Below are 11,925 nucleotides of genomic sequence, written 5' to 3'. Positions count from 1 at the left end.
ACCTTGGTCCCGAAAAACTTGATCGCGTCTATGGTTCAGGATCGGGGGCCCCCCCCCCGAACCCCCGCCGGGGTGGCAGGGCCACCCCGAACCCCGCCTTCTGTTGGGAGGTCCAGGAACCTCAGGTTCCTGGCGGGGAGGTCCAGGAGGGGCGGCGCCCCTCCTGGCCACGGCATCAGCCCTTGCGGCCGAGCAGCCCGGTCGGCACTTCCTCGTTGAAGCAGCGCTGGTAGTACTCGGCGACGGTGGAGCGCTCCGCCTCGTCGCACTTGTTGAGGAAGGAGAGGCGGAAGGCGAAGCCGACATCGCCGAAGATGCGCGCATTCTCCGCCCAGGTGATGACGGTGCGCGGCGACATGACGGTGGAGATGTCGCCGGCGATGAAGCCGGCGCGCGTCAGGTCGGCCAGGGCCACCATGGCGTCGATCTGCTTCTTGCCGGCGGCGTCGTCCGGCTTCAGGCCCATCTTGGCGGCGACGATCTGGCTCTCCTGCGCATGCGGCAGGTAGTTCAGCGTGGCCACGATGTTCCAGCGGTCCATCTGGCCCTGATTGATCTGCTGGGTGCCGTGGTAGAGGCCGGTGGTGTCGCCCAGGCCCACGGTGTTGGCCGTGGCGAAGATGCGGAAGGCGCCATGCGGGCGGATGACGCGGTTCTGGTCCAGCAGCGTCAGCTTGCCCTCGACCTCCAGCACGCGCTGGATGACGAACATCACGTCCGGGCGGCCGGCGTCATACTCGTCGAAGACGATGGCGCAGGGGTGCTGCAGCGCCCAGGGCAGGATGCCCTCGCGGAACTCCGTCACCTGCTTGCCATCCTTGAGGACGATGGCGTCCTTGCCGATCAGGTCGATGCGGCTGATGTGGCTGTCGAGGTTGATGCGGATGCAGGGCCAGTTCAGCCGCGCCGCCACCTGCTCCACATGGGTGGACTTGCCGGTGCCGTGGTAGCCCTGGATCATGACGCGGCGGTTGAAGGCGAAGCCCGCCAGGATGGCCAGGGTGGTGTCGCGGTCGAACTTGTAGGTGGGGTCGGCCTCGGGCACATGCTCGGTGCGGACCGAGAAGGCAGGCACCTCCAGGTCGCTGTCGATGCCGAACACCTCGCGCACCTTCACGGTGATGTCCGGAAGGTCGATCGCGGAAGTGGGGCGCTGATCGGAAAGGGTAGCGACCTTGGTCATCGGGCTCTCTTCGCTCTCGGCTCTGCCGCCGCGCGCCGCGCGGCCGGTCTCTGTCTCTCGCTCGTTCGTCATGCGGCCCGGCTCGCGGAGGAGGAAGCGGGTTTGGCCCCCGCGCCCTCGCCCGAGCCATCTGGCCCCGCCACATTCGCCAGCCGCTTGCGCAGCAGGCTATAGGCCCTGTTGATGTCCTTCAGACGGTCCTCGGCGGTCTTGTCGCCGCCATTGGTGTCCGGATGGTATCGCTTGGCGAGCTCTTTGTAACGTGCCCGCAACGCTTCTTCCTCGAGCGGCCAGCCGAGTCCGAGCATGTCGAGCGCCGCGCGCAGTTCCGGCGGTGCCTCCTTGGCGCTCTTGCGCGGGGTGGGCGGCGCCTCGCCGAACAGGCCGAGCGGGTCGCGGAAGATCTCGGGGTTCAGCTTGCGGTTGCCGCCCAGCCGGCCGAGCGGCCAGGTCGGCCGCTGCCAGCCGCTGTCATCGCGCAGCGCCGTCTCGATCTCATCCGGGCTCATGCCCTTGTAGTAGTCCCAGGCCTGATTGTAGGCCCGGACATGCTCGAGGCAGAAATGGTAATAGTCGCGCAGGCGTGACCGGTCACGCGGAGCACGGAACTCGCCCGCGGCTTCGCAACCCGGCGCATCGCAGGGCGTGAAGGGGGTGGAGCTGTCGGATCGGGGACGTTCGCCGCGACGGGCCATTTGCAGGTTTATGGGCCTGGACCGCGGGGGCCGCAAGGCGGCAGATCGCAAACCTTTCGCTTGGCAGGCGACGGCGGGCGTGAAAAATCTCCTCTCCATGCTGACACGCGCCCAACGCATGCGGGACATCCTGGGCGCGGCCTTCGCCGCGGCCGAGATCACCATCCAGGACGACAGCCACCGCCATGCCGGCCATGCCGGCGCCCGGCCGGGGGGTGAGACCCATTATACCATCGCCGTCACCAGCCCGGCCTTCGCCGGGATGAACCGCGTGGCGCGCTCCCGCGCCGTCCACGCGGCGCTGGAGGCGGAGTTCGGCAGCGGGCTGCACGCCCTGTCGCTGCGCCTGCAAACCCCGGAGGAGGCGGGGCGCGCGGGCTGACGCCCCGCCCCGGCACGGCCCATGACCAGCCATATCCTCTATGAGGACGAGCATCTCCTGGTGGTCCACCACCCGGCGGATGGTCCCTTCACCCTCATCACCTTCGCCGATATGAGCTTCCGGCCGAAGGAGCACGTCATCTGGGGCCAGGATCCGGCGGGGAAGCTCGGGCTCAACGCCATCGGCTTCGTGCCGAAGGCGGAGAACTGGTATCCCACCGCCTCGGTCGAGAAGGCGGCGCCGGCGGTGCGCGCGGCGCTGCGTGGCCCGGCCATCACCTATGGCTACAGCATGGGCGGCCATGGCGCGCTGAAGCACGCGGCGCGGCTGGGGGCGGAGGCGGTGCTGGCCGTCTCGCCGCAGGACAGCATCGACCCGGCCGAGGTGCCGTGGGACACCCGCTTCCACAAATACCACGACCCGGCGCTGCATGCCGGCATGGCGGTGCGGCCGGGCGAGGCCGGTGCCTATGCCGTGGTGATGGCCGACCCCTATCTGCCCGAGGATCACGGCCAGACCACTCGCCTCTGTGAGCGCCTGGGCGCCCACTGGGTGCGCGCGCCCTTCATGGACCATGCCGCCATCTGGCGCCTGGCGGACCACAATGTCCTGGGCGAGGCGCTGCGCCTCGCCCTGGCGCAGGACGCGCCGGGGCTGTTCCAGATGCTGCGCGGGCGGCGGCGCGTCAGCCGGCGCTGGGTGCGGCAGATGGCGGCGGCGGCCATGCGGCGCGGCCATCTGCGCATGGCCAACCGGCTGTGGCGCCATGGCCGGCGCATCGGCATCCCGGCCAACATCACCTCGACCGACGTGCAGCGCCACACGGTGCTGCGCATCCAGGCCCTGCGCGCGCAGAAGCGGCAGCGCAAGGCGCGCGACCTCGCCCTGTTCCAGCCCCGCGCCTGGCCGCAGGATACCACGCTGGGCCTGCGCCTCGCCGCCATCCTGCACAACATGGGCGAGATGGCCAGCTGCGAGCGCCTCTATCGCGAGATCCTGGGCCGCCACCCGCAGCTCGTCGCCGCCTATGAGGCGCTGGGCAAGCTGCTCGTCTCGCAGAAGAAGCAGGATGAGGCCGTCGCGCTTTGCCTCGAGGCGCTGGAGCATATGCCGGAACAGGCGGAGCTGCGCCTCTACCTCGCCCGGCTGCTGCTCGACCTGGGGCGGGCGGAGGAGGCGGAGGCCCAGTTCCGCACCCTGCTGGAGCACACCCCGCACCACCCGCAGGCCCTGCTCGGCCTGAGCCACAGCATGGCCGCGCGCGGCGAGCGCCAGGCCGCCGCCGAACTGGCGCGCGAGGCCGTGCGCGAATTGCGCGACGACCCCGAGGCCTGCCTCTGGCTCGGCCAGCTTCTGCTCTATCTGGGCGAGCCCTATGAGGCGGAACCCATCTTCCGCACCGCCGTCCAGGGGCTGCCGGAGCGGGCGGAGGCGCATATCGGCTGGGCCCGCGCGCTGGAGCGCACCGGCCATCACGCGGCGGCCCAGCGCGTCGCCGCCGCGGCCAGCGCCACCATGCCGGAGGACCTGCGCCTCCAGGCCCTGACCCGCCGCCTCGGCCCGCCGGAGGAGGAGGAGAGGGAAGAACAGGGGCCGCCACCCTCCCGGCTGCGCCTCTGGCTGCGGGAATTCTTCTCGCCGGATCCGGTTTGAGATCAATTCTTGTTCTTTTTTAGAAAAAAAGAACCAAAAAACTTTTTTCAGTTTGGCGTCCCGCGTAAGGTCTGAGGCGGGCCGCCAAACGGAAAGAAAGTCTTTTTGTTTCTTTTTCTTCAGAAAAAGAAAATTCTTATAAATTTCCGTCTTCCTCTGGACATTTCGCGTTGCCTTCCCTCATGCGAAGGCATGCGGAACGATCCGGTGATCCAGGCCGAGGGCCTGACGAAGCGCTATGGCGACACCACGGCGGTGGAGGGGCTGAGCTTCCGCCTGCCGCGCGGCGCCACCTGGGGGCTGCTGGGCGGCAATGGGGCGGGCAAGAGCACGACCATCGCCATGCTGCTCGGCCTGCTGGTGCCGAGCGCGGGGCGCGTCACGGTGCTGGGGCACGACATGGCGCGGGACCGCTTCGCGGCCCTGGCGCGGATGAACTTCTCCTCGCCCTATGTCGCCCTGCCGCACAAGCTGAGCGTGGCCGAAAATCTGCGCGTCTATGCCCATCTCTACGGCGTGGCGCGGGCGGAGCGGCGCATCGCCGAGCTGGCGGCCGAGCTGCACCTGGAGGATATCCTGGAGCGCCCGGCGGGCCAGCTCTCGGCCGGGCAGAAGACGCGGGTGGCGCTGGCCAAGTCGCTGATCAACGAGCCGGAGCTGCTGCTGCTGGACGAGCCCACCGCCAGCCTGGACCCGGATACGGGGGATTGGGTGCGCGGCTGGTTGGAGCGTTACCGGGCGCGCAGCGGCTGCGCCATCCTGCTGGCCAGCCACAACATGGCGGAGGTGGAACGCCTCTGCGGCCATGTGCTGATGATGAAGCGGGGGCAGCTGGTGGCCGAGGGCAGCCCGGCGGAGCTCGTCTCCGGCTTTGGGCGGGACAATCTGGAGGATGTCTTTCTCGATATCGCGCGCGGCCGGCAGGCCGGCGGGGAGGCGGCGGCATGAGCGGCGCGCAGCTGGCGGCCCGGCGGGTCTGGGGCCTCGTCTACCGTCATCTGGCGCTCTACCGCCGCTCCTGGCCGCGGCTGATCGAGCTGATGTACTGGCCTGTCTTGCAGATGCTCGTCTGGGGCTTCGTCACCGCCTATCTGGCGGGGGTGCAGCAGAACACGGGCACGGTGGCGGCGGGGGTGCTGCTCGGCGGCGTGCTGCTATGGGAGGTGGCGCTGCGCAGCCAGATGGGCTTTGCCCTCTCCTTCCTGGAGGAGGTGTGGAGCCGCAACCTGGGCCATCTCTTCGTCAGCCCGCTGCGCCCGCGCGAACTGGTGGCGGGGCTGGTCGTGATGAGCACGCTGCGCATGCTGGTGGGCGTGCTGCCGGCGGTGGGGCTGGCCTGGCTGCTCTATGGCTTCGGGCTTTTCGCGCTGGGGCCGGTGGTGGTGCTGTTCTTCGCCGCGCTGATGATGATGGGCTGGGCCGTGGCGCTCGGCGTCACCGCCCTGATCCTGCGGCACGGGGCGGGGGCGGAGCCGCTGGCGTGGTCGGTGCTGTTCGGGCTGACGCCCTTCGCCTGCGTCTTCTACCCGGTCTCGACGCTGCCGGTGCCGCTGCAATGGGTGGCCTCGGCGCTGCCGGCGGCGCATGTCTTCGAGGGCATGCGCGCGGCGGTGCTGGAGGGGCGGGTGGAGACGGGCCACCTGCTGGCGGCCTTCGCGCTGGACGGGCTGTGGCTGCTGCTGCTGGGCCGCGTGTTCCTGGGCCAGTTCGAGGCGGCGCGGCGCAGCGGTGCGCTGAGCAATATCGGCGAATAGGCGTCAGCCGAACCAGAAGCGGTCCGGCCCATCCTCCTGGCTGCGCAGCAGGCGGGCGAGGGCCTGGATGAGTTCCTCGGGCGTGGGCTCGGGGTTCTGGCCGGGCGGGCTCTCCTGGAGCACGGCGGCGGTGTCGAAGCCGATGCCGCCTTCCACATGCAGGGTGAGGCGCAGGGCCATGGCGGCGGCGAGCGAGGCCAGGGCGCCGGCCGGCGGCGTCTCCGCCCAGCCGGGCAGGCGCATGGAGAAGGCGAGCCGCGCGGCGTGCTCGGCCAGGGCAGCGGTGTGCACCGGAGCCTGCGGCGGCTTGGGCGGCGCCTGGCTCAGCGCGGGCGGGTTCAGCGGCGCCTGGGGCGGGGGCGGCTGATTCAGCGCGGCCTGCTTCAGGGCACCCTGGTTGAGCAAGGCCTGCTTCAGGGGAGCCGCGTTCATCTGCGCGGCCTTGATCGCGGCGGGGAGGGGGGAGGGGGCGTTCTCGCCAGGGGGCGCCGTGGCGGCGGGCGTGCGGTCGTGGAACGGGGAATCGGGCGTCGGGCCGGGCATCCTGCACTCCTTTGGCCCCCGGGGCGGGGGGCGGTTCCGGGACAAGGCGGCCGGCGCGCCCGGGCAAGCGGCCCGCCGGAAGGCCCGCAGCATCCGCCGGGTCGGGTAAAGGCCGCGTAAAGCGTGGCCTGCCCCTCCACCCGGCCCAACCCGGGGCAGGGGGGAGATTTCCCCATGGCGGGATCTGCTTTAAGCGGGGGGGCGTGACCCAGACGACCCGCTTCTTCCTGATCCGCCACGCCATCGTCGAACCCTCCGCGCGGGTGCTGATGTATGGCGACATGGACGTTTCCGTCTGCGCCCTGACGATGGCGCAGGAGGGCGCCGCCTATCGCTGGCTGGCCCAGCGCCTGCCGGAGGGGGCGCGCTGGTTCCACACGCCGCTGTCCCGCACGCGGGCAACGGCGGAGGCGATTTTCGCCGCCGGCTACCCGCCTGTGGCGATGGCGGTGGAGCCGCGTTTCGCCGAGCAGCATCTGGGCCAGTGGCAGGGCATCACGCATGAGGCCTTCAGCGCGCTGCTGACCGAGCCGCCGCACCCCTTCTGGCCGCATGCGGCGGGGGAGCGCCCGCCGGGCGGCGAGAGCCTGGCGGATGTGACCGCCCGCGCCGGCGCCGCGCTGGAGGAACTGGCGGAGCGGCTGGAGGGTCACGATATCGTGATCATTGCGCATGGCGGTTCGATTCGCGCCGCGGTTTCGCATGCGCTGGGGCTGGATGCGCATCAGGCCTTCCAGCTTTCGGTGAAGAACCTGTCGCTCACCCGGCTGGAGCGGCAGGGGGGGCACTGGCGGGTGACCTCGATCAACGAGGAGCCGCCGGCGGGCGCCGCCACCTGACCCTGGCGCCGGCGGGCGCCCCTGGCCCGCGGGCCGTGTGTCGGTGCCGTATGTCCGTGCGGGGCGCCAGCGCCCCCGGACTGCCCGCCCAGCCTGCTCCCAAGCCTGTCTCCCAACCTGTCTCCCCCTGGCCTTGCCGGGGCTTCTGCGCTAGTGGCGGGGCCGCGCCTGCCGCCTCTTTTGCGGTGCTGTGACAGACGGGATTGCGATGCGCCACTTCCTGGACTTTGAGAAGCCGCTTGCCGAGCTGGAGGGCAAGATCGAGGAATTGCGCCGCACCACGGATGCGGGCGGGATCGACGTGGCGGAGGAAGTCGGCCGTCTGTCGGACAAGGCGGAGAAGCTGCTCCAGGCCACTTACGCCAAGCTGACGCCGTGGCAGAAGACGCAGGTGGCGCGCCATCCAGAGCGGCCGAAGTGCCTCTCCTATGTGCGCGGGCTGATCGAGGGTTTCACGCCGCTGGCGGGCGACCGCGCCTTTGCCGATGACGCGGCGGTGATCGGCGGCATGGGCCGTTTCCGGGGCCGTGCCGTGATGGTGCTGGGCACCGAGAAGGGCACGGACACCGAGAGCCGGGTGAAGCACAATTTCGGCATGGCCAAGCCCGAGGGCTACCGCAAGGCGCGCCGGCTGATCGAGCTGGCGGGCCGCTTTGGCCTGCCCATCATTTCCTTTGTCGACACGTCGGGCGCTTTCCCGGGCATCGAGGCGGAGGCGCGTGGCCAGGCGGAGGCCATCGCGCGCTCCATCGAGGCCTGCCTGGATGCGCCGGTGCCGATCGTCTCCACCATCATTGGCGAGGGTGGCTCGGGCGGCGCGATCGCGCTGGCGGCGGCGGACCGGGTGCTGATGCTGGAGCACTCGATTTATTCGGTGATCAGCCCCGAGGGTTGCGCGAGCATCCTGTGGCGCGATGCCGCGCAGGCCAGCACCGCCGCCGATGCGCTGAAGCTGACGGCCGAGGATCTGCGCCGCCTCGCCCTGATCGACCAGGTGGTGGCGGAGCCGCTGGGTGGCGCGCACCGCGCCCCGGAGAAGGCGGTGGAGGCGGTTGGCGCGCAGGTCTGGGCCTGCCTGGAGCCTTTGCTGGCCTTTGACTCCGGCACGCTGAAGGCGCGCCGCCGCGAGAAGTTCCTGGAGATGGGCCGCAACGGCGTCGCCTGATTTTTTTCAGTCAGCGTCCCGCCAGGGAGCTGAGGCAGGACGCTGACTGAAAAAGTCTTTTTGCTTCTTTTTCTTCAGAAAAAGAAGTCCCTGACTTCCCCCCCCTATTCTTCCTCCTCCTTCGGAGCCGGAAAGCTCAGCCGGCAGGCTGTGCCACGCGGCAGGGGGTGCATCTCGAAGCGCCCGCCGATCTGCTGGGCCAGGGCGCGGACGATGCGCAGGCCGAGGCTGTTGCTGCCCTCCAGGGTGAAGCCCGGCGGCGGTCCCGCGCCATTATCCTCGACATTCAGTTGCAGCGTTTCCTCCTGGCGGAGGAGGGTGATGGTGATGTCCCCTCTCTCGCGCCCGGCGAAGCCGTGTTCCACCGCGTTGGCGACCAGCTCGGCGACGATCAGGGCCACGGGCACGGTCTGTTCGGGCGGCAGGGTGATGGGGTCGGCCTCGATGGTGGCGGCGACGCCGCGGGCGCCGCTGGCGACCAGCACATCGCCGCAGAGGCTGCGCAGCAGGTGGTGGAAGGGCAGGCCGCCGCCCTGGGGCTGCTGCAGGTTGCGCTGGATGCGGGCGATGAGTTCCAGGCGCTGGGCGGCGGTGTCGATGATGCGGCGGGCCTCCGGGTCGCGCACCGCGCCGCGTTGCAGCAGCATCATGGCGGCGAGCATCTGGAGGTTGTTGGAGACGCGGTGCTGCACCTCCTGCAGCATCACCTCCCGCGTGTGGGCGAGCTGCTGGCTGAGTTCGCGCTCGCGGGACTGGCGGGCGCTTTCGGCGCGCAGGCGGCGCAGGGCGCCGCGCATGGAGGCGATCAGCAGCACATCCACCGTCACCAGCGAGGCGAAGAAGGTCATGGCGGTGGCCTGGTTCATCAGGTAGCCGCCCTGTGGCTGAATGAAGAGGAGCCAGGCGCAGAAGCCCGAGGCGAAGGTGACGGCCATGCCGTACCAGAGGCCGCAGACCAGCGTGGTGAGGACCACCGCCGGCAGGAAGGTGATGAAGGGGAAGCCCTGCGGCAGCAGGCCCTGCAGGGCGAGGCGCGCGAGCAGGGCGGCCAGGAAGAGGGTGAGGCTGATGACCCAGTTCCAGCGTGCCGGGCGCTCGCGGAGGCACAGATCCAGCAGGGCGTGCGTGCGGTTCAGCATGCCGGGGGCACGATCGGGCTGATCTCCTCGGGTGCCGTGGGAGTGGTAACAGGAATGTGGATTGAAGGCCGCCTTGCCGGATGGGGCAAGGGGGCTGGGCGGCCGATTCCGTGCGGGTTCGCCCTGGCCCGCCCTGGGACCGCCCTGGCTCGTCCCCGGGCCCGCCCGGCCGGCATTGCGTGGCCTGAAAGCAGCGGCCGCACGGCGCGGCCTGAGGAAGCGGGCCGCCCCGCGCGGGGCGGCCCCGGTGCCCTCAGGAGCGGTAGGAGCCGTTGATGTCGATGTAGCCGTGGGTCAGGTCGCAGGTCCAGGCGGTGGCCTTGCCCTTGCCCAGGCCGAGATCGACGGCGATCTCGATCTCGCGGCCCTTCATGTGGGCCACCACCGGGCCCTCGTCATAGCCCGGCACCACGCCGCCCTCGCGCGCCATCCAGGTGCCGCCGACGGCGACCGAGAGCAGGTCGCGCTCCGCCGGCTCGCCCGCCTTGCCGACGGCCATGACGATGCGGCCCCAATTGGCGTCCTCGCCGGCGATGGCGGTCTTGACCAGCGGGGAATTGGCGATGGCCATGGCGATCTTCTGCGCCGAGCGCGTGGTGGTGGCGCCCGTCACGTCGATGCGGACCAGCTTCTGCGCCCCCTCGCCATCGCGCACCACCTGGAGCGCGAGGTCGAGCAGCAGCGCGTGCAGCGCCTTGGCGAAGGATTTCAGCATGGCGCCGCCCTCGGCGGGGACGCGCGGGTGCTTCACCTGGCCGGTGGCGAAGACCAGCACCGTGTCGCTGGTCGAGGTGTCGGAATCGACCGTGGTGCGGTTGAAGCTGGCATCCACGCCCTTCTTCAGCACGGCCTGGAGGGCGGCGGCGGGGATCTTGGCGTCGGTGGCGATGAAGCAGAGCATGGTGGCCATGTCCGGCGCCACCATGCCGCTGCCCTTGGCGATGCCGGCAATGGTGACCTCGACGCCGCCGATCTCGGCCTTGCGGACGCAGGCCTTGGGGAAGGTGTCGGTGGTCATGATGCCGCGGGCGGCGCCTTCCCAGCCATCTTCCGACAGCTTGCCGTGCAGGGCGGGGAGGGCGGCGGTCAGCTTCTCATGCGGCAGCGTCTCGCCGATGACGCCGGTGGAGGCGAGGAAGACCTCCTTCGGCTTGCAGCCGACCAGGGCGGCGGCGGCATCGGCCGTGGCCTGCACCGCGTCCCGCCCCGGCTTGCCGGTGAAGACATTGGCATTGCCGGCATTGACCACCAGGGCGCGGGCCTTGCCGCCCTTCAGCGCGGTGCGGCACCAGTCCACCGGCGCGCCCGGGCACTTGTTGCGGGTGAAGACGCCCGCCACCGTCGTGCCGGGGGCGAATTCCATGAAGGTGAGGTCGTTGCGCCCCTTGTAGCGGATGCCCGCCGCCGCGACGCCCAGCTTCACGCCGGCGATCGGCGGCACGGCGGGCAGCGGCACCGCGAGGGGAGAGACGGGAAGATCCTTGCCAGCCATGCGGGCGGTCCTTTGCCGGGTCGCTACAGGCGGCGCGGAGAACAGCCCCGCGCCGCGATGCCCCCCCTTTTAGCGGGATGGGGGGCGGCGTCCATGCGGCGCGGGGATGGGCAGGAAAGCAGAAGAAAAATGTTCTTTTTTGTAAAAAAGAACCAAAAAACTTTTTTCAGTTGGCGCCCCGCCCTGGGCCTGAGGCGGGACGCTAAGCTGAAAAAAGTCTTTTTGCTTCTTTTTCTTCAGAAAAAGAAGATTTTCTGAAACTTCAGCGCGGCGTGGCGGGGGAGCCGTCGAGGTTGAAGCGCTCGATCTTCGCGGCGGCCTGGATGCGCTCGACGGCGGCGTTGACGGCTTCCTCGAAGGCGGCTTGGCGCAGGCTGTCCTGGCTTTCCTCGAAGCTCGGCGGCGGGGCGGCGCGGCGCTCCTCCACCTTGATGACGTGCCAGCCGAAGGCGGTCTTCACCGGGTCGCGGCTGATTTCGCCGGGCTTGAGGGCGAAGGCGGCCTCGGCGAATTCGGGCACCATGTCGCCCTTCTTGAAGAAGCCGAGGTCGCCGCCCTGCTGGGTGCCGGGGCCGGTGGAGCGCTGGCGGGCGATGGCGGCGAAATCGGCGCCGGGCTTGCGCACCTCGGCCAGGGCGGCGCGGGCCTCGGCCTCGGTGGCGGTCAGGATGTGGCGCGCATGCACCTCTTCCTCGCCCGGCTTGCCGGCGATTTCCCTGTCATAGCGGGCGCGCAGGGCCTCGGGTGTCAGGGCGGGGGCGATCTCGCGGCGCAGCAGGGCCTGCTGGAGCTGCTCATCCTCGGCGCGGCGCATGGCGGCCTGGACGGCGGGGTCCTTGTCCAGCCCCTGGGCGCGGGCGGCGTTCACCAGCGCCTGCTGGGCGATGAGCTGGTCCAGCACCAGGGGGAAGAGCATCTGCTCCGGCGCGGCGCGCAGCTCGGCGGGGAGCTGGGCGAGGGCGGCGCTGATGTCGGAGCGGCGGAGTTCCTTCCCATCCACGCGGGCCACCACGGGGTCCGGCACGGCGGCGGGCACGGCGGCGGGCGCGGCGGCGGCTGGGGGCGCGGCGGGGGCGGGCG

General features: G+C 70.4%; 12 protein-coding genes. 6 read left to right on the top strand and 6 right to left on the bottom strand.

Annotation, left to right across the window (positions count from 1 at the left end; all coding sequences use genetic code 11):
* Positions 1-175: 175 nt before the first annotated feature.
* Entirely contained in the window at positions 176-1,183 is a 1,008-nt protein-coding gene (gene cobS / locus NON00_RS22290) for a cobaltochelatase subunit CobS (protein ID WP_256024972.1), read from the bottom strand.
* Between the two features lie 68 nt (positions 1,184-1,251).
* Positions 1,252-1,692, bottom strand: coding sequence for a J domain-containing protein (locus tag NON00_RS22285; RefSeq protein WP_256024971.1), 441 nt, complete (start codon positions 1,690-1,692; stop codon positions 1,252-1,254).
* 283 nt (positions 1,693-1,975) lie between these two features.
* Here NON00_RS22285 and NON00_RS22280 point away from each other — a divergent pair, with 283 nt between their 5' ends.
* The 4 genes from NON00_RS22280 (at position 1,976) to NON00_RS22265 (ending at position 5,667) form a co-directional block, all read left to right on the top strand.
* Positions 1,976-2,260 (top strand): BolA family transcriptional regulator, encoded by a 285-nt coding sequence (locus NON00_RS22280; protein WP_256024970.1) that lies wholly within the window; start codon positions 1,976-1,978, stop codon positions 2,258-2,260.
* A gap of 21 nt (positions 2,261-2,281) precedes the next feature.
* Positions 2,282-3,913 (top strand): tetratricopeptide repeat protein, encoded by a 1,632-nt coding sequence (locus tag NON00_RS22275; RefSeq protein ID WP_256024969.1) that lies wholly within the window; start codon positions 2,282-2,284, stop codon positions 3,911-3,913.
* Between the two features lie 192 nt (positions 3,914-4,105).
* Positions 4,106-4,861 (top strand): ABC transporter ATP-binding protein, encoded by a 756-nt coding sequence (locus tag NON00_RS22270; protein ID WP_256024968.1) that lies wholly within the window; start codon positions 4,106-4,108, stop codon positions 4,859-4,861.
* The gene (locus tag NON00_RS22265; protein WP_256024967.1) at positions 4,858-5,667 is read left to right on the top strand and encodes an ABC transporter permease; all 810 of its coding nucleotides are present in this window, start codon (positions 4,858-4,860) and stop codon (positions 5,665-5,667) included. The genes NON00_RS22270 and NON00_RS22265 overlap by 4 nt, the downstream gene beginning before the upstream one ends.
* Positions 5,668-5,670: 3 nt before the next feature.
* On the opposite strand, the gene NON00_RS22260 is transcribed toward NON00_RS22265, so the two are convergent.
* Complete coding sequence (locus NON00_RS22260) at positions 5,671-6,210, bottom strand: hypothetical protein (RefSeq protein WP_256024966.1); 540 nt, start codon at positions 6,208-6,210, stop codon at positions 5,671-5,673.
* 203 nt (positions 6,211-6,413) lie between these two features.
* On the opposite strand from NON00_RS22260, the gene NON00_RS22255 reads away from it, so the two are divergent.
* Positions 6,414-7,049, top strand: a complete 636-nt coding sequence (locus NON00_RS22255; RefSeq protein ID WP_256024965.1) for a histidine phosphatase family protein — start codon at positions 6,414-6,416, stop codon at positions 7,047-7,049.
* A 208-nt stretch (positions 7,050-7,257) separates the two neighbouring features.
* On the top strand, positions 7,258-8,214 hold the full coding sequence (locus tag NON00_RS22250) for an acetyl-CoA carboxylase carboxyltransferase subunit alpha (protein ID WP_256024964.1): 957 nt from the start codon (positions 7,258-7,260) through the stop codon (positions 8,212-8,214).
* A 104-nt stretch (positions 8,215-8,318) separates the two neighbouring features.
* Here NON00_RS22250 and NON00_RS22245 read toward each other — a convergent pair whose 3' ends face one another.
* The 3 genes from NON00_RS22245 to NON00_RS22235 form a co-directional block, all read right to left on the bottom strand.
* Positions 8,319-9,353 carry an ATP-binding protein gene (locus NON00_RS22245; RefSeq protein ID WP_256024963.1) on the bottom strand — a complete coding sequence of 345 codons (1,035 nt, stop codon included), beginning with the start codon at positions 9,351-9,353 and terminating at the stop codon, positions 8,319-8,321.
* Between the two features lie 253 nt (positions 9,354-9,606).
* A complete protein-coding gene (gene argJ, locus NON00_RS22240) occupies positions 9,607-10,845 on the bottom strand; it encodes a bifunctional glutamate N-acetyltransferase/amino-acid acetyltransferase ArgJ (protein ID WP_256024962.1) in 1,239 nt (412 codons plus the stop codon).
* A gap of 262 nt (positions 10,846-11,107) precedes the next feature.
* The coding region (locus tag NON00_RS22235; protein ID WP_256024960.1) for a peptidylprolyl isomerase at positions 11,108-11,925 on the bottom strand (818 nt) is incomplete at its 5' end.

This window comes from Roseomonas sp. GC11, from assembly GCF_024437745.1.
In the GTDB taxonomy this organism is placed as follows: domain Bacteria; phylum Pseudomonadota; class Alphaproteobacteria; order Acetobacterales; family Acetobacteraceae; genus Pseudoroseomonas.
Note: the sequence above shows the minus strand (reverse complement) of the source record. Positions and strands in the feature narration are given on the sequence as shown.